Raw genomic sequence first — 17,496 nt, 5'->3', positions numbered from 1 at the left:
CCCACGTTCGTCAGGGGCGGCTGTCGCTGAACTGGCGTACCAGGCCCGCGAACGCGGCGCGTTCCTCGGGGGTGAGTTCCACGGTCTCCGCGGCGGGGCCGGACCGGCGCTGACGCGGTATGGCGCGGAGCACCTGCCCGTGGTGGCGCACAGCGGCCCCGGTGCGCGCGCGGCGCAGCAGGCGGGACAGGCCGACGACCCAGATGACGGTCGCGAGGGCGAGGACGGCCACGCCCATCAGCTGGAGGATCGACACATGCTCAGGCATGCCCCCAGTAGACACCACGGTCCGGGACTTTGGCCCCGGACCGTGACGTATCTCGCAGATGCCCTAAAAGGGCGAGTAGTTGGCCGTTCAGGCCGCGACCGGCTCCTTGGAGTCGACCTTCGCCGCTATCGCGGTGTCGGCGACCCCCGCGCCGGTCCCCTCGGGGGCCTGCTTGCGCATGCCCTTCAGGACGACCACCAGGGCGGTGGTGACACAGACACCGGCCGCGATGGCGATCAGGTAGAGGAACGGGTTGCCGATCAGCGGGACCACGAAGATGCCGCCGTGCGGGGCCCGCAGCGTGGCGCCGAAGGCCATCGACAGGGAGCCGGTGACCGCGCCGCCCACCATGGCGGAGGGGATCACGCGCAGCGGGTCGGCCGCCGCGAACGGGATCGCGCCCTCCGAGATGAAGGAGGCGCCCAGGACCCAGGCCGCCTTGCCGTTCTCCCGCTCGGTCTGGGTGAAGAGCTTGCCGCGCACGGTCGTGGCGAGCGCCATGGCCAGCGGCGGGACCATGCCCGCCGCCATCACGGCCGCCATGATCTTCATCGCCGAGTCACTGGGGCTCGCGACCGCGATACCGGCGGTGGCGAACGTGTACGCGACCTTGTTGACCGGGCCACCGAGGTCGAAGCACATCATCAGGCCGAGCAGCGCGCCGAGCAGGACGGCGTTGGTGCCGGTGAGGCCGTTGAGCCAGTCGGTCATGCCCTTCTGCGCGGAGGCGATGGGCTTGCCGATGACCACGAACATCAGGAATCCGACGATCGCCGCGGAGATCAGCGGGATCACCACCACCGGCATGATGCCGCGCAGCGCCGCCGGGATCTTCACCTTCTGGATCCCGATCACCACACCACCGGCGATGAGACCGGCGGCCAGACCGCCGAGGAAGCCCGCGTTGATGGTGAGGGAGATCGCGCCGCCGACGAAGCCGGGCACGAGACCCGGCCGGTCCGCCATGCCGTAGGCGATGTAGCCGGCCAGGACCGGGACGAGGAAGCCGAACGCGACGCCGCCGATCTGGAAGAGCAGGGCGCCCCAGCTGTCCGCCTGGGTCCACACGAAGTGGTCCATGACCGACGGCGCCTTGTTGACCGTGTAGCCGCCGATCGCGAATCCGAGGGCGATCAGCAGACCGCCCGCGGCGACGAACGGGACCATGTAACTGACGCCGGACATCAGCCACTTGCGGAGCTTGGTGCCGTATCCCTCGGTGGAGTCGCCGGAGCGCTCCACCGGCGTACCCGGCGCGGATCCCGCGCTGACCTCGCCGCGCGCGGCCTTGCCACGCACCTCGGTGATCAGCTCGGTGGGCTTGTTGATGCCCGCCTTCACGCCGACGTCGACGGTGGGCTTGCCGGCGAACCGGTCCTTGTCCCGTACGGGCACGTCGTGCGCGAAGATCACACCGTCCGCGGCCGCGATGACCGCCGGGTCGAGCCGGGTGAAGCCGGCCGAGCCCTGTGTCTCGACGACGACCTCGACGCCCGCCTCGCGGCCCGCGTTCTCCAGCGACTCGGCCGCCATGTAGGTGTGCGCGATGCCGGTGGGGCAGGAGGTGACGGCGACGATCCGGAACGGACGCTCACCGGAGGCTCCGGTGTCCGCGGTGGTCTCGGTCGTCGTGTCGGTCGTGGTGCCCGTGGCGGTGTCGGCGGAGGCCGCCGCCGACACCGCCACGGAGTCCTTGGAGTCCTTGGAGTCCTTGGAGCCGTCAGTGGACTCGGTGCCCTCGGGCGCGGTCGAGGCCGCGGCCGCCGGGGACTCGTCCCCGCGGATGAGCGCGGCCGCGGCCGCCGCGTCGTCCACGGCCCGCAGCGCGGACGTGAACTCGGCGTTCATGAGCTGGCGGGCCAGCGACGACAGGATCGTCAGATGCGCGTCGTCGGCGCCCGCCGGGGCGGCGATCAGGAAGATCAGGTCGGCGGGGCCGTCCGGCGCGCCGAAGTCGATCCCGGCCGCGCTGCGCCCGAAGCCGAGTGTCGGCTCGGTGACGTGAGCGCTCCGGCAGTGCGGGATGCCGATCCCGCCGTCGAGGCCGGTGGGCATCTGGGCCTCGCGGGCGGCCACGTCGGCGAGGAAGCCTTCGAGGTCGGTCACCCGCCCCAGGGTCACCATGCGCTCGGCGAGGGCGCGTGCCGCCGCCTCTTTGGTCTCGGCGGACAGGTCGAGATCGACCAGGTCCGCGGTGATCATCTCGCTCATCGCGGGCTCCTTCGCACGCGTATCGCCCGGGGGAAGTGGTGGGCGGGGGTGGGGACGGGGGTGCCGCACTCAAGGAGGGCGGGGTCTGCGGGTGTGGCGGAGGCGGGGCCGGGGAAACCCCGCCTCATCAGGGCCTGCTCAGGGGGTGCGACCGCGGTGGTACCGGTCGTCGGAACAGCTGGGTTCGTCGGAACAGCTGGGTTCGTCGGAACAGCTGGGCTCGTCGGAACAGCTGGGCTCGTCAAAGCAGCCGGGTTCGTCATGACACGGGCTCCGTGAGTACGCGGTCCGCGGGGACCTCCGACGTGACGGTCACGGCGGAGGGGTCGAGGTCGGCCGGGCCCGGCATCACACTGCCGGGCAGCTGTACGGCCGCGGCGCCATGGGCGACGGCGGAGGCGAGGGCCTCCGGGCCGCGGCCACCGGCGATCAGGAATCCGGCGAGAGAGGAGTCACCGGCACCCACGTTGCTGCGTACGGCATCCACCCGTGCGCTGCCGAACCAGGCGCCCGCGCCGTCCACGAGCAGCTGCCCGTCCGCGCCGAGGCTCGCGAGCACGGCGTCGGCGCCCATCTCACGCAGTTCCTCGGCGGCCTTGACCGCGTCACCGACGGTGACGAGGGGGCGCCCGACGGCTTCGGCGAGCTCCTCGGCGTTGGGCTTCACCACGTCGGGCCGCTCGCGCAGCGCCGCGAGCAGCGCGGGGCCGGAGGTGTCCAGCGCGATCCGGGCGCCGGCCGCGTGGGCGCGGGCGACGAGGTCGGCGTACCAGGAAGGACCGAGTCCGCGCGGCAGGCTGCCGCAGCAGGTGATCCAGTCGGTGTCGCCGGAACGATACTGCTGACGCACCGTCTCCAGGAGCAGCTCCGCCTCGGCGGCGGTAAGTTCGGGGCCGGGGGCATTGATCTTCGTGAGCGTGCCGTCCGGTTCGGCGACCGAGATGTTCGAGCGGGTGGCTCCGGTGACCGGGACCGGCGCGACCTCGATGCCCTGCGCGTGGAGCAGCTCGGCGACGAGTGCGCCGGGCGCACCGCCCAGCGGCAGTACGGCGATCGTGCGCTGCCCCGCCGCCGCGACCGCGCGCGAGACGTTCACGCCCTTGCCGCCCGGGTCCATGCGTTCGCCGGTGGCCCGGATGACCTCGCCGCGGTCGAGCGACGGGACCTCGTACGTACGGTCGAGGGAGGGGTTGGGGGTGACGGTGAGGATCATGCGCGCACTACTTCCGTGCCACCGCGCTCGATGTCGGTGGCGTCTTCGGGGCTCAGCCCGCTGTCGGTGATCAGCAGGTCCACGTCGCTCAGGTCGCCGAAGCGGGCGAAGTGCTCCTGGCCGTGCTTGGAGGAGTCGGCGAGCAGCACCACGCGACGCGCGGCGCGGATGGCCGCGCGCTTCACGGCGGCCTCGGCGAGGTCGGGGGTGGTCAGTCCGTGCTCGGCGGAGAAGCCGTTGGCCGCGACGAACAGGACGTCGGCGCGGATCTCGGCGTACGCGCGCAGCGCCCAGGCGTCCACGGCGGCGCGCGTACGGTGCCGGACGCGCCCGCCGACCAGGTGGAGCTGGATGCCGGGGTGGTCCGCGAGGCGGGCCGCGATCGGCAGGCTGTGCGTGACGACGGTGAGCGCCGCCTCCAGCGGAAGGTCCCCGGCGAGCCGGGCGACCGTGCTGCCCGCGTCGAGGATCATCGTGCCCTGGTCCGGCAGCTCGGCGACGGCGGCCTGTGCGATGCGGTCCTTCTCGTCGGCCGCGGTGGACTCGCGCTCGGCGAGGTCGGGCTCGAAGTCCAGCCGCCCGGCCGGTATGGCACCGCCGTGCACCCGCCGCAGGAGTCCCGCACGGTCGAGGGTCTTCAGATCGCGGCGGATGGTCTCCGCGGTGACCTGGAACTCCTCGGCCAGCGAGAGCACGTCCACCCGACCGCCGTCACGGGCAAGCCGGAGGATCTCCTGCTGCCGCTCCGGTGCGTACATGTCCGTTCGCCTCCGATTGATGTCCGGCTGATGCCCGAACTTGTGGTTTCGCTCGGAGGCTACGCCCGGATTTCCGGAAAGTAAACAGGTTCGGGTGTCAGGTGGACACAAACGGGCATCGAGGTGAGCCCCTCCGCCCGCTCGTTCCGGCCTCGCGGAAGTCCTGACGCCGTGTCATCGCGTCCGTATCCTGGACTGTGGGACACAACTTCTCGGGGGGTGTTGTGGACAGGGACGGTCTCCGCGCCCGCCCGGACCATGACTGGCAGCAGGCCGTGGTCCAGGCGCTGTGCGATTCCCCGGTCCTGGGCGACCGGGGCGCCCGCGCGATGCTGGCCGAGCTGATCGGCGACCGGCTGGGACGGCCGGTGGCCCTGCGGGAACAGGCGACCACGCAGCTGCAGCTGCTCGAACTGGTGCGGTTCTGCGTCCGCGAGGAGATCGCGGCGAACCACGGACTGTCCGCGCTGGCCGACGCGGTGTCACTGCTGGAGGGCCACAGCCGGACGGCCGACGCCGTCGGTGAGCTCGTACGGGAGCACGTCGTGACGGAGAACGTCGTACGGGAGCACGTCGTAAGGGAGCACGTCGTAAGGGAGAGCGTCGTACGGGCCGCACCACCGCGTGCCCCCTCGCACACCGACCTCCCTGTTCACCTGGTTCACCTGTTCCTGTCCTGCGCCGTCACCGACCTCGCATGGGCGTCCTGGATCGCCTGGCACCTGGAGAACGCGGGCGCCGGCGTACGCCTCGACCTCCTCGACGGACCGCTGAGCGGTCTGGAACGGGGAGATCCGGAACAGTGCGAGCGCGTCCTCGCCGTTCTGTCCCCGGCCTACGTCGGCTCCGAAGCCGTCCGGCAGGCCTGGCAGGCCGTGCACCGCCGGAGCCCCGAGGGCATGGCCGAGTTGCTGGTGCCGGTCATGGTGAAGCCGTGCCGGCCGCCGTGGCCGCTGTCCACGGTCGCGTGCACCGACCTCACGGGCCTCGGCGAGGACGCGGCCCGCACCCGGCTGCTCGACGCCGTCGGCGTCCCCCGCACCGCCCCCACCAGGCACGCCGCACCTCCGCGCTTCCCCGGCCCGGCGGGCCGACGTTGACGGGACAGGGCGGCGCGGGCCGCCACAACCCGGCGTTACGGATACGGGAGCGGATCGGCGAGGAGGCCCTCGGCGCACTGCTCGCGGTCCCCGCGCTCCACGACCGCTACGCGCGCGCCCTGCTGACCGATCTGGTGGGCGAGGCGCTGGGGCACCGGGCCGACCTGCGGGAACAGTCCACCGTGCCGCTGCAGCTGCTGGAACTGTTCCGTTTCTGCACCCGCCACCAGGACGGGCTGTCGGCGCTCGCCCGGAAACTGCAGATGCTGGAGCCGGGCTGCCCGCAGGGACCCGTCGTACAACGGCTCGCCGACGAATGGACGGCCGTGGACTCGCTCGACGGCCTGCCGGAGGTCACTGGCTCCTGGGAGTTCCTCGGTGCCACCCTGGGCACGCCGGCCATGTCGTACGCCATGCGAAGAGCCCTCGTCCGGACGGCCACCGAGGCCAGGGTCTCCGCACCGCCGCCGCACGCCGACACCTGCTGGCACGACTTCCTGCACATGGCCGGGCAGGGAGCTCCACGGGGCGGGCTGCCACCGTGGATGGTCTACCTCGACCGCGCTGCCGACGCGATGGGCCACCCCGTCGCGGTCGAGCTGCTCGCACGCAACCGGCAGTGGGCCCTGAGCTGCGGCCTGGCCGAGCTGCTCGACCTCGACCGCGCCCGGACTCCGGCGCCCCCGCCGGCGGTCAGGCCGGGCCAGGAGTACCTGGCGATCCACATCGCTCCGGACCCGCTGGAGAACGGGCGCTACACGGTCTCGCACTCCCTCATGTCCGACGCCGGCGGCCCGAACTGGCAGCACGGCGACCCGATGCAGCGGGTGCCGACCGACGGGCTGCAGCACGCCGTGACCCGCGTCATCAAAGCGGTCGAAGGGGGCGGCGGCGACCGGCTGGCCCATGTGTGGCTGGAGTTCGTGCTCCCCTTCGAACTGCTCAATCTGCCTGTCGACTGGTGGCCCCGGGACACCACCGAAGTACCGAACGTGCCGCTCGCGGTGGACTACCCGGTGGTCGTGCGCAGCCTGGACCGGCTGCAGAACCGGGACTGGTACCGGTTCTGGCGTACCCGCTGGCAGCAGCTGGCGCGCGACGAACACCCGTCGAAGTCGGTGTACGTCAACGTCGCGCACCAGAACGGCAACCATCTGCGCGGCCTGGAGGCCCGCCTCGGGGACAACGAGCACTGCGTGGCCCTGGTGCTGAGCGAGCCGCCGCTGCCCGACCACGGCAACGGCCGCCGGGAGCTGCACGCGGCCCTGCGCAGCGGGCTTCCCGTGGTGATCTGGCACCGCGCGGGCCGCTCCACCAAGGAGTTCCGGGGTGTCCTCGACGGGCTCCTCACCGAGGGCCTGTCGCGCTTCCCGGCCAAGGTGGCCGCCTACCGCCGCCGTGCGGCGATCGACGCCGCCGACGACGAGGACGCCGCACACATCGGCCGCCACCTCGCGGTCCTGTGGGACGACCCCGACCGCAAACCCGTGCGCCCCGAGCCACCGTGACCACGGCCCGCATGACCACGGACCAGCAGTGCGGACCGGCGCCACCGGTCCGGGCATCGCAACCCCAGTCGTCGTACGGAGGGACGCCGTTCATGCCGCCGAACAGCCAGTCGTGGGGACTGTACCGAGGCACGGGGCTGCCCGGTGCGACACAGGAGGAGTGGCCGCAGGCACCGGCCTGGCGCAGCTTCGGCGGCGGCCCCGAGCTCCCCCCACCACCCGTCGACGACCCGTGCGCCCCCTCCGTGCTGGGCACCATCAGGCAGCCACTGCCCGCTCCGCCGGACGAGGTGGCCCGGGTGAACGTGGCACTGCACCTGCGCCGCCCCCTGCTCGTCACGGGCGAGCCCGGCACCGGCAAGTCGTCCCTCGCCTACCGCATCAGCGGGGAGCTCGGCCTGGGCCCGGTCCTGCGCTGGCAGATCACTTCTCTGAGCACACTTCGGGAGGGCCTGTACGACGGCCTGTACGACGGCCCGTACAACCGCCCGCACGAGGGTCATGACGAGGGCGGGCACGACGATGGCATCCGGCTCGGGCCCCTGGGCGCCGCCTTCCTGCCGTACCGCAGGCCCCGTGTGCTGCTGATCGACCGGCTGGACCGGGCCGAGATCAGTCTGCCCGAGGACCTGTGCACGGTACTGACGGCCGGAGGATTCTCCCTGCCGGACACAACGTTGCGCTGCCGGGCCTTCCCCGTGGTGGTCATCACCACCACGGGTGAGCGGGATCTGCCATCGGATCTCGTACGCCGCTGTGTGACCCTGCGGACCCAGCGGCCCGGCCCTGACCTGCTGCGCGCCATCGCCGCGAACCGGTTCCCCGCGGAGCCCGGCCGTCCCGGCCCGGCGCCGGACGCCGTGGACGCCTTCGTCGAACGGGCCACCGCCGCCGAGGGACCGGTGCTGGAGCGGTTCCTGGACGCACTCCGCCTGGCCGCCGACGGTGTCCTCCAGGCCGTGGCGGAGGACGGCAACTGGCAGGAGGCCGTCGACACCCTCTGGCAGTGGACAGCGCCGGAGGAGCCATGACGGGGCCCGGCCCGTTTCCCGCGGCGCTCCCGCCGGGGCTTCCGCAGGCCCTGCGACACGTCGGCACCGCGCTCGGCACCACGGCCGGCCACACCGCTGTCCGGGACGTGGCGGTGGTGGCCGACGCGGGGCCGACGATGGGGATCTGGCAGCGGACGGTCCACGAGTTCGCCACGGCACTGCATCGGTGCGGGGCCTTCGGCCGGATCACCACGCACAGGCTGCCGTCCGGGCACAGTGCCGACCCCACGACCCTGCCGCGTCACCGTGCGGGCACCCGGCTGACCCTGCTCCTCACCGACGGCGCGGGCCCACGCTGGCGCACCCACGAGGTGGAACCGCTGCTGCGCCGCTGGGGCCAGTGCGGACCGCTCGCGCTGATCCACCTGCTGCCGCACCCGGTATGGCACACGACGGGGCTGCGCGGCTGGCAGGTGCTGCTGCGCTCGCCCGCCCCGGGCGCGGCCAACCACCGGCTGCGGTGGCGGCCCCGCGGCCTGGGCCCCGATCAACACGGCCTGCCGCCGGCCCACCGTCCCGACGTGGCCGTACCCGTGCTCGAACTCGCCCCCCGCTGGCTGGACGCCTGGTCCGGCCTGCTGGGCGGGGTCCCGCCGTCGTGGCTGGCGATGACGGTGATGTTCCCCCGCGCGCGCGTACCCGCCGCCGCGGCGGCGGAGCCCGACCCCGCCCCCGCGGCTCGGGTGGCGCGTTTCCAGTCGTCCGTGTCCCGGGGCGTGTTCACGCTCGCCACCATGCTCTCCGCGATACCCCTCGACGCCGGGCTGATCGAGGAGGTGCGGGGCGCGCTCCTGCCCGGCACCTCGCTCGCCGATGTCGCGCACCTGCTGGTGCACGGCCTGGTCCGGCCGGCCGACGGCGGGCACACCACCTTCGCGTTCGCCTCCGGGATCCGCGAGGAGCTGCTGGCCACCGGACGGCGTACCGATGTGGTGCGGGTAGTCGAGTTGATCGGGGATCGCCGGGGATCCGGCGGGGAACACTTGTGGCGACTGCCCCGGTTGCTGCGCGGGGCCGCCGTGCACCGACTTCCGCCGGTCGACGCGGAGTCCGGGCCGTGGCTCATGGCGGAGAGCGCTGTGCTCCACGCCCTGTCCGGGCCGTTCCTGAAGCCGGCGAGGGAGGTCGACGAGGCCCTCGCGGCCGCCCCGGCCGATCGGACCCGCCCGCAGCACGCACAGCACCACGGCACCGCCACCGCACCCGCAACATCCACAGCACCCACAGCACCCAGCGATGCCGTCGTCCGGCTCCCGGGCGACGCCGACCGTCGGACCGATCAGGGGAAGAGGAGGCCGGTGATGCCGCAGCAGGCCCCGGCGAGCACGGTGGGCAACGGACGTACCAGGAGCACGCCCACGATCTGGGGAAACATCCCGCCCAGGAATCCGAACTTCACGGGCCGCGAGGAACTCCTCGACACGCTGCACCAGCGGCTGCTGCGGGAGAAGGCGACCGCCGTGCTGCCCCACACGCTGCACGGCATGGGCGGCGTCGGCAAGAGCCTGCTGGCCGTCGAGTACCTCTACCGTCGTATGGCGGAGTACGACGTGGTCTGGTGGATCTCCGCGGAGCGCACCGCGCAGATCTCCCTGTCCCTGGTGGAACTGGCACCGCGCCTGGGCCTGTCGACCGGGTCCGACGTCTCCTCGACCGTCGCCTCGGTCCTGGAGGCGCTGCGCATCGGCGTGCCCTACGCCAACTGGATCCTGGTCTTCGACAACGCCGAAAGCCCGGAATCCGTACGGCAGTTCTTCCCGGCCGGAGGACCGGGCAACATCCTCGTCACCTCACGCAATCCCCAATGGGCCTCCGTCGCCCGGCCGTTGGAGGTCGACGTCTTCATGCGGGAGGAGAGCAAACAGCTGCTGCGCATACGCGGCCCGGAGATCAGCGACGCGGAGGCCGACCGGCTCGCGGAGGCACTCGGCGACCTGCCGCTGGCCATCGAGCAGGCCGCCGCCTGGCACGCGGAGACGGGCATGCCCGTCGACGAGTACCTGCGGCTGCTCGACGAGAAGCGCGTGGACCTGCTGCGCGGCACCGCGCCGCTCGGCAACCAGCATCCGGTGATAGCGGCCTGGAACATCTCCCTGGACCGGCTGGAGGCCAAGAGCCCGGCCGCGTACCAGCTGCTTCAGGTGTGCTCCTTCTACGCGCCCGAACCCATCGCGCGGACCATGTTCATGCGGATGCCGCCCAGTCCCATCACCCCCGAGCTGGACGCCGCCCTGGAGGATCCGATCCGGCTCGGCCAGGCCATCCGCGACATCGGCCGCTACTCTCTGGCCCGCTTCGACCACCGCACCAACTCCCTCCAGATGCACCGGCTGGTGCAGGCGGCGCTGCAGTTCAGGATGACGGAGGCGGACCGGTCCACCATGCGGCACGGGGCGCACATGCTGCTGGTGGCGAGCGACCCCAACGACCCCAGCAACGCGCTGCGCTGGGACCGGTACGGCGCGCTCTACCCCCACGTGGTGGTCTCCCGCGCGGTGCAGTCCGACGAGACCTGGGTGCGCAGGCTGGTGGTGAACGAGGTCAAGTACCTCCTTCGCTGGGGCGACTACGAGTCCTGCCTGGAACTTGCCCGTTCCGCGTACGAGAACTGGTCCCGCCGACTGGGCGAGGAACACACCCAGACCTTGCAGATCGCCCGCTGGCTCGGATTCCTCCAGTTCAACATGGGCCGTTACAAGGAGGCCGCCGAGCTCAACGCGACGACGTTGGAGGCCTATCTCAGGTCGCTGGGCCCCCACCACCAGGACACGTTCGACGCGCTCGGCAACGTCGCCATAGACCACCGTGTGCGCGGCGCGTTCGCCGAGGCCCTCCAGCTCTCCGACTCCGTGCACCAGCAGTACGTGCAACTCATCGGTCCGGACGACCCGGAGACACTGCGCGCCGCGCACAACCTGGGCGTGAGCCTGCGCCTGGTGGGCCAGTTCAGGCGCGCCTACGAACTGGACAAACAGACTCGGCACAACCGCATTCAGACCTTCGGCCAGGATCACATCGACTCCTTGCGCACCTGGCTCGGGATGATCGTCGACCTGCGTGAACTCGGCGACTACGACACCGCGTTGATCTACCACCGCGAGATCACGGAGCAGGCCACCACACTGCTCGGCGACAGCAATCCGTTCACCCTGTCCTGTGTCCGCCTCCTCGCCGTGGCCCTGCGCAAGGCCGGCGAGCACGAGGAGGCGGGAGCGACGGCGGAGCACATCCGCTCCGAGCTCGTGCGCCGGTACGGCGATCACAACCCCGAATCCATGGCCGCCACGCTCGAGCTGACCATCCACCTGCGGCACCGGGGAAACCTGGACGAGGCGCTGCGCCTGGGCACCGAGATCTGCCGTCGCTACGAGGACACCTACGGCAGGCACCATCCGCACGCCCTGTCCGCCGCCGTGAATCTCGCGATCACCTACCGGCTGCTGGGCGACGCGGCGGCCGCACAGTACGTGGACGCCGTGGCGCTGGAACAGCTCACGGCGATGCTGGGCGCGACCCACCCCTCGACGCTGGTGTGCCGCACCAATCTCGCCAGTGACCACTACGCACTCGGCGACCCGGCAGGCGCCCTGGACCTCGACACCGAAACGGTCGACAGGTCCCGGGAGGTCTTCGACGCCGACCACCCCTCCACCCTGGCCTGTGCCGCGAACCTCGCGATGGACCTGCGGGCCGTGGGACGCGTCGAGGAGGCGGAGGCACTGCACGGCGACACCCGCAACCGTCTCGTGCGCACCCTGGGCAGCGGCCACCCGGCGGTCGGCCAGGCTTCCGACCGGGACCACCGAGCGAACTGCGACATCGACCCGATGCCGCTGTGACGGACCCCGCGCCGCGATCGTCGAGCCCGGCCACCGGCCCGGCCGGTGCCGCCGTCGCTACTCCGCGAGCCAGTGGGCCAGGAGCACCGGATCCGGCGGGGTGGGCAGCCAACGGCCGACGGCCAGGGCACGTTCGGGGTGCTCGGTCAGGACGGCCCCGGCGGCCCGCTCGCCGCACTCGGCCAGCGCCAGGCCGAGACCGGCCCAGGCAGCGGGCCTGGCACCGGGACCGCTGAGCTCCTCGGCGTACAGCTTGACCGCCGTCGTGGCGTCGCCGTCCACCAGCGCCAGATCGGCGGGGACCACACCGGGCACCTTCCTCGCGGGGTCCTCCGCCGCACGCAGGGCGTCGAACTCCCCGGGAGCGACAAGGCTGAGGCGCGCCAGCAGCGCGAGCGTGTCCAGTCGACAGGCCTGTGGATCGGCCCGCGGCACGGGCTCGGGGTGCCGCGTGACGGCCTGCCCGGGCCGCCCGGCGGACCAGGCCTCCGCCAGCTTCTTCGCATGCGCCGTGGGCACCTGAAGATGGTGTGCGCGCCAGGTCGCACGGTGGTGGACCGTCGCGAGGTGCGCGAGGCGCTGTTCGCGTACTCCCACCGGCTCCGTATGCCAGCCGGTGGTCTGTTCGTCCAGGCTGTCGACCAGCGTGTGCCCCAGTGGGGTGAGCGTGGGGTGCTCGCGCAGGGTCCCGAGTACCTCGCGCACGGCGCTGCGCCACAGCGCGTACTCGAAGCCCGCAAGCCCCTCCACGCCTCGTGTGCGCCAGTAGTGAGCGACCCCGGAGAAGGCATAAGCCCCATGCACAAGCCCGCCGAGAGGGCGCGGATCGTCTCGCCAGGGCGCGTAGAACAGCTCGTCGCACTCCTCGAACAGGGGCGTGAGGAAGATGAGGCCGTTGAGCAGGGTGTGCCGGAACTCATGTACGACGGCGACGCCGAGCTGCGCCGGCAGGACGTCCTCGTCGTCGTCCGGCTCGGAGAGCAACAGGCACCCGAACGCGTCGCTCGACGAAGCCGCCCGCGCACGCAGCCGCTCGCCCCGCGGCAGCGGAACGACGGAGCGCAACCCCGTGGTCAGGGCACGGGCGCTGACCACGTGATCGTTCACCAGTACCGGCCACATGCGGGCGAACCAGTTCTGCCAGGAAGCGAACTGCGCGCAGGAGAGCCGTCCCGGCGCCGCCAGCGCCGGCACCGGTGCGTAGGGTCCCAGGTCGTCGAGGGTGAGGGTCAGGCGCATGCCCGCATGCTCCGCACGCAGCCGCCGCTGCCCCTCCCACCCCGGGACGTCGTTCTCCGTATCGTCCGGCAACGTCACGGTGACGCCGGCCGCGGCGACCCGGATCGCACCGGCCAGCCCCCACACCTCGGCGGTGCCCCACGGCTCGCCGCCGACGGTCGCCCGGCCGAGGCCCGGCAGGAACACCCGGCCGTCCCGCACCGGCACGCGCGCGCGGAAGTCGACGCCGGCGGCGATGAACACGGCCGCCGCCAACTGTCCGAGGAACCCCAGTTCCACGCGTAGCGGAGGCTCACCCGCGGTCGCCGCCGGATCCGGGCGGGACAGTCTGCGCAGCAGGCTCGCCGCCCACACACCGACCTGCGGGTCGAGGAGCACCGTACGGAAGGCCGCCGGGTCCGCCCGCTCGGCGGCTTCGAGCAACGGCCAGGCCCGACGTACGTCGTCGGCGTCCGCTGCCGCGTCGCGGATCGCACGCAGCAGCAACAGGCGTCGGCTCGACTCCGCGTCGAGCAGGAAAGCGACGGCTTGCTCGTCCTCGGTGACGGAGTTCAGCGCGTCCAGGACTGGTTCGGAAAGGTGGTGACGGTACATCGGCACGACGATTCCTTGTTCACAGGGCCGTGGCAGGGGCGCTCCGTGGCAGATCGCGACGGGGCCCTAACTGCCGTCGCTGCCCGCAATGGTGGAGAGAGGGCGACCGACCTGAAGCCTCAGGCGCTCGATCGACGGCCGTAGCACGGCGTCATCAAGGGCCGCGACCTCCTCGAGCGACAGTGCCGACAACGTGGGAAGCCAGGATTGCGGCGCCCCGGACACGGCCGCTTCACGGGAGGTGACGTGTTCCCTCGATGACATGGCGTCACCGTATATCAACGGGTGCTCTCAAGAACGCCGAACCACTGCCACAGCGCGGTTGTGCCTGCCCCCGGCCGAGGGCAGGCACACGACCGAACCGCCGTGAGCGAAACCTCAGCCCGTCAACGCCGGCTCACTGTCGGACGCCGGGGCGCCCGCCGCCGGGTTCGCGCTCTCCTGCTCGTCGACCGCGGTGTCCTCCGCCCCCTCGACATGCTGCGCCGGCCGCTTCGGCAGCGCGAACATCAGCAGGAAGATCGCGACCATCACCGCCACGACCCAGCCCAGCGCGTGCTGGAAGCCGTTGACGAAGGCCGGGCCCACCTGGGCGGGGGTCAGCCGGTCGCCGATCTCGCCGAAGAAGACCACGGACACCAGTCCGAGTCCGAGCGCGTTGCCCATCTGCTGCACGGTGTTGATGAGGCCCGACGCCGAACCGGAGTGCTCGCGCGGGACCTCCGACAGCACCGCGTCGGTCAGCGGGGCCACGATGAAGCCCATGCCCGCGCCCATGACGACCAGCGGAAGCGCCATCTGCCAGGAGGCGATGGACAGGCCGTAGCGCTCGGACTCCCAGATGTAGAGCAGCACCCCGGCCGCCATGATCAGCGCGCCGGCCTGAAGCACCTTGCGCCCGAAGCGCGGGACGAGCAGCTGCACCGACATGCCCGCCGCAGCCGAGACCGCGATCGAGAACGGGATCCCGGTCAGACCCGCCCGCAGCGGGCTCCAGCCCAGGCCGACCTGCATGTACAGCGTCCAGACCAGGAAGAAGATGCCGAGGCCGACCCCGAAGACGGTCTGGACGGCGATGCCCGCGGCGAAGCTCTTCACCTTGAACAGCGACAGCTCGACCAGCGGCGAACCGTCCCGCGCCGCCTTCCGCCGCTCGTACGCCACCAGCGCCGCGAAGACGAGGAGGGCGCCGCCCATCGACAGGTACCCCCACAGCGGCCAGCCCAGCTCACGCCCGCGCGTCAGCGGGTAGAGCAGCATCAGCAGGCCCAGCGTCACGAGGGCCACGCCGACCAGGTCGAGCTTGAGGGCCTTCGGGGCCTTGGACTCGCTGATGAAGCGTCGTCCCAGGATCAGCGCGGCGATGCCCACCGGCAGGTTGATGAGGAAGATCGGCCGCCACTCGAGACCGAAGAGGTTCCACTCGGTGAGCAGCGCGCCGAGCAGGGGGCCGGACACGGCGCCCAGGCCGACGATCGCTCCGAAGAGGCCGAAGACCTTGCCCCGCTCGTTCGCCGGGAAGGTCGCGTGCACGATCGACAGCACCTGCGGCACCATCAGCGCGGCCATCCCGCCCTGAAGGATGCGCGAGGCGACGAGCATCTCCGGGTTCGCGGCGAAGCCGCACAGCGCGGAGGCGATCGTGAAGCCGCCTATGCCGACCAGGAAGAGCCGCTTGCGGCCATGGATGTCGCCGAGCCGTCCACCGGTGATGAGCCCGGCGGCGAAGGCGAGCGCGTAGCCGGCGGTGATCCACTGGATCTGGCTGAAGGACGCGCCCTCGTCCCGCTGGATCGAGGGAATCGCGATGTTGACGATCGTGACGTCGACCAGGTCCATGAAGGCCGCGGTCATCACGATGGCGAGCGCGAACCAGCGCCGTCGGTCGGCCACGGCTGCCGGGCCCTTCGGCGGCTCGGCCGGACTGCTGGGAGTGGTCTCGGTGGAGGTCATGGCTTGAAGGTAGGCCCCCATTAGGTCAGATCATGTCCTAGATGTGCGGCACTCTGGGAAACATGACGACGGACACACCGGCCCGGCTCCTCCAGTTGCTCTCCCTGCTCCAGACGCCCCGCGAATGGCCCGGCGGCGAGCTGTCCGAGCGGCTGGGGGTGTCCCGGCGTACCGTCCGCCGCGACATCGACCGGCTCCGGGAGCTGGGTTATCCGGTGCAGGCGACGAAGGGGGCCGACGGCGGGTACCGGCTGGTGGCGGGCAAGGCGATGCCGCCGCTCGTGCTCGACGACGAGGAGGCGGTGGCGATCGCGGTGGGGCTGCGGGCCGGCGCCGGGCACGCGGTCGAGGGCGTCGACGAGGCCTCCGTACGGGCGCTGGCCAAACTGGAGCAGGTGCTGCCGTCCCGGCTGCGCCACCGTGTGTCCACGCTCCAGGCCGCGACCACCCCGCTGACCAGCGGGGACGGGGCGAGCATCGCGCCCGAGACGCTGACCGTGATCGCCGCGTCGGTGACCGGGCGGGAGCGGCTGCGGTTCGCCTACCGCTCGGGGGACGACACCCCCTCACGACGCCTGGCCGAGCCCTACCGTCTCGTCTCCACCGGCCGTCGCTGGTACCTCGTCGCCTACGACCTCGACCGCGACGACTGGCGCACCTTCCGCGTCGACCGGATCGCCGAGCCCTCCGCGACCGGCGTCCGTTTCACGCCACGCGAACTGCCGACGGGGAACGCGGCCGAGTACCTGCGGCAGTCGATGTACGGACGCCAGGAGACGTACGACTTCGAGGTCGCCTTCGCCGCGCCCGCCGCGTTCGTCGCGGCCCGCCTGCCCAAGTGGTTCGGCGCGCCCGAGCCGATCGACGAGCGCAACTGCCTGCTGCGTTCCTCCGCCGGGGACTCCGTGGAATGGCTGGCGGTACGGCTCGCGATGGTCGACTGCGAGTTCACGGTACGACGGCCGGCGGAACTGGTGGAGTGCGTACGGGAGTGGGGCGGGCGCCTGACTCGGGCGGCGGGCGGCTCGGAAGACGGGGCGGGGGGCGGCTCGGAAGACGGGTCGGGGGGCGGGTCGGAGGGCGGTCGCCGGGAAGGGCGCGGCGTCAGGGCCGGGTGAGCCCCGCGCGGGCCGCACCGGTCCGCGGCACGCTCACACAGCGCCCAGAGACCGTCACACGGTGCCCCAGGGGAAGTCACGCAGCGCTTCCAGATGACGTACCGCGAGCGCGACCGGTCCGGCCGGACCGTCGGCCGGCTCGTCACCGGCGGCCCAGGCCTCCACCGCCACCCGAACCGCCGCACCGGCCACGGCGGCACCGAGCCGGAACTCCGCCCCGCCGCCCGCCACGGAAGCCCTCGCCTCCAGTACCCGCGCCAGCGTCCGCTCCGCCCCCTGACACGCCTCCCCCCACACCCTCAGCAGCGCCGGGCTCCCCTCGGCCAACCGGAGCAGAGCGCGGACCCAGTCCATGGACTCCGGTCGCACCCCGACGCCCGGGGTGAGGGTCTGGACGACGGCGTGGCGAAGAGCCTCCGGCACGGACAGGTCGGCCGGGGCGTCACGTACGGCCTCGGCCCACTTGTCGACGCCCGCGGAGAAGAGCGGGGCGAGGCACTCTTCCTTGCCGGCGAAGTAGCGGTAGAAAGTGCGTGGCGCGACACCGGCGGCGCGGGCGATGTCCTCGGCTCGGGTGGCGCGCAGACCGTGCCTCATGAAGAGCCCGGCAGCGGCTCGCGCGATCTCCATCCGGGTGGCGGCC

12 protein-coding genes are annotated in these 17,496 nt (G+C 72.2%); 5 read left to right on the top strand and 7 right to left on the bottom strand.

Features of this window, described 5'->3' with window-relative positions; all coding sequences use genetic code 11:
• Positions 1-10: 10 nt before the first annotated feature.
• The 4 genes from ACZ69M_RS42285 to ACZ69M_RS42270 form a co-directional block, all read right to left on the bottom strand.
• A complete protein-coding gene (locus ACZ69M_RS42285) occupies positions 11-268 on the bottom strand; it encodes a hypothetical protein (RefSeq protein ID WP_095854151.1) in 258 nt (85 codons plus the stop codon).
• Positions 269-355: 87 nt separating this feature from the next.
• The gene (locus tag ACZ69M_RS42280) at positions 356-2,479 is read right to left on the bottom strand and encodes a PTS fructose transporter subunit IIABC (protein WP_470058510.1); all 2,124 of its coding nucleotides are present in this window, start codon (positions 2,477-2,479) and stop codon (positions 356-358) included.
• Positions 2,480-2,738: 259 nt separating this feature from the next.
• Entirely contained in the window at positions 2,739-3,692 is a 954-nt protein-coding gene (gene pfkB / locus ACZ69M_RS42275) for a 1-phosphofructokinase (protein WP_067376394.1), read from the bottom strand.
• Positions 3,689-4,450, bottom strand: coding sequence for a DeoR/GlpR family DNA-binding transcription regulator (locus ACZ69M_RS42270; RefSeq protein ID WP_470058508.1), 762 nt, complete (start codon positions 4,448-4,450; stop codon positions 3,689-3,691). The genes pfkB and ACZ69M_RS42270 overlap by 4 nt, the downstream gene beginning before the upstream one ends.
• Positions 4,451-4,674: 224 nt before the next feature.
• On the opposite strand from ACZ69M_RS42270, the gene ACZ69M_RS42265 reads away from it, so the two are divergent.
• The 4 genes from ACZ69M_RS42265 (at position 4,675) to fxsT (ending at position 11,949) form a co-directional block, all read left to right on the top strand.
• Positions 4,675-5,550, top strand: coding sequence for a TIR domain-containing protein (locus tag ACZ69M_RS42265; protein ID WP_470058506.1), 876 nt, complete (start codon positions 4,675-4,677; stop codon positions 5,548-5,550).
• A complete protein-coding gene (locus ACZ69M_RS42260; RefSeq protein WP_470058505.1) occupies positions 5,547-7,058 on the top strand; it encodes a VMAP-C domain-containing protein in 1,512 nt (503 codons plus the stop codon). The genes ACZ69M_RS42265 and ACZ69M_RS42260 overlap by 4 nt, the downstream gene beginning before the upstream one ends.
• Before the next feature lie 92 nt (positions 7,059-7,150).
• Positions 7,151-8,089: an AAA family ATPase gene (locus tag ACZ69M_RS42255; RefSeq protein ID WP_470058503.1), complete on the top strand. Its 939-nt coding sequence runs from the start codon at positions 7,151-7,153 to the stop codon at positions 8,087-8,089.
• Positions 8,086-11,949, top strand: a complete 3,864-nt coding sequence (gene fxsT, locus ACZ69M_RS42250) for an FxSxx-COOH system tetratricopeptide repeat protein (RefSeq protein WP_470058501.1) — start codon at positions 8,086-8,088, stop codon at positions 11,947-11,949. Before ACZ69M_RS42255 ends, fxsT begins: the two co-directional genes overlap by 4 nt.
• 57 nt (positions 11,950-12,006) lie before the next feature.
• Here the strand turns inward: fxsT and ACZ69M_RS42245 are convergent, their stop codons facing one another.
• Positions 12,007-13,782: an HEXXH motif domain-containing protein gene (locus ACZ69M_RS42245; protein ID WP_470058690.1), complete on the bottom strand. Its 1,776-nt coding sequence runs from the start codon at positions 13,780-13,782 to the stop codon at positions 12,007-12,009.
• A gap of 378 nt (positions 13,783-14,160) precedes the next feature.
• A complete protein-coding gene (locus ACZ69M_RS42240) occupies positions 14,161-15,735 on the bottom strand; it encodes an MFS transporter (RefSeq protein WP_470058499.1) in 1,575 nt (524 codons plus the stop codon).
• Between the two features lie 62 nt (positions 15,736-15,797).
• Between ACZ69M_RS42240 and ACZ69M_RS42235 the strand changes: the two genes are divergently transcribed.
• Positions 15,798-16,853 (top strand): helix-turn-helix transcriptional regulator, encoded by a 1,056-nt coding sequence (locus ACZ69M_RS42235; protein ID WP_470058497.1) that lies wholly within the window; start codon positions 15,798-15,800, stop codon positions 16,851-16,853.
• Positions 16,854-16,907: 54 nt separating this feature from the next.
• Here ACZ69M_RS42235 and ACZ69M_RS42230 read toward each other — a convergent pair whose 3' ends face one another.
• Positions 16,908-17,483 (bottom strand): TetR family transcriptional regulator, encoded by a 576-nt coding sequence (locus ACZ69M_RS42230; RefSeq protein WP_470058688.1) that lies wholly within the window; start codon positions 17,481-17,483, stop codon positions 16,908-16,910.
• Positions 17,484-17,496 lie beyond the last annotated feature (13 nt).

Source organism: Streptomyces sp. NPDC107454 (assembly GCF_055582885.1).
This window is presented reverse-complemented; position numbering and strand designations above follow the sequence as displayed.

What these genes read in the sequence shown, in the direction of transcription:
- ACZ69M_RS42285 (WP_095854151.1), bottom strand. Translation starts at nt 268, where the DNA reads ATGCCTGAGCATGTGTCGATCCTCCAGCTGATGGGCGTGGCCGTCCTC.
- ACZ69M_RS42280 (WP_470058510.1), bottom strand. Translation starts at nt 2,479, where the DNA reads ATGAGCGAGATGATCACCGCGGACCTGGTCGATCTCGACCTGTCCGCC.
- pfkB (WP_067376394.1), bottom strand. Translation starts at nt 3,692, where the DNA reads ATGATCCTCACCGTCACCCCCAACCCCTCCCTCGACCGTACGTACGAG.
- ACZ69M_RS42270 (WP_470058508.1), bottom strand. Translation starts at nt 4,450, where the DNA reads ATGTACGCACCGGAGCGGCAGCAGGAGATCCTCCGGCTTGCCCGTGAC.
- ACZ69M_RS42255 (WP_470058503.1), top strand. Translation starts at nt 7,151, where the DNA reads ATGCCGCCGAACAGCCAGTCGTGGGGACTGTACCGAGGCACGGGGCTG.
- fxsT (WP_470058501.1), top strand. Translation starts at nt 8,086, where the DNA reads ATGACGGGGCCCGGCCCGTTTCCCGCGGCGCTCCCGCCGGGGCTTCCG.
- ACZ69M_RS42245 (WP_470058690.1), bottom strand. Translation starts at nt 13,782, where the DNA reads ATGTACCGTCACCACCTTTCCGAACCAGTCCTGGACGCGCTGAACTCC.
- ACZ69M_RS42240 (WP_470058499.1), bottom strand. Translation starts at nt 15,735, where the DNA reads ATGACCTCCACCGAGACCACTCCCAGCAGTCCGGCCGAGCCGCCGAAG.
- ACZ69M_RS42235 (WP_470058497.1), top strand. Translation starts at nt 15,798, where the DNA reads ATGACGACGGACACACCGGCCCGGCTCCTCCAGTTGCTCTCCCTGCTC.
- ACZ69M_RS42230 (WP_470058688.1), bottom strand. Translation starts at nt 17,483, where the DNA reads ATGGAGATCGCGCGAGCCGCTGCCGGGCTCTTCATGAGGCACGGTCTG.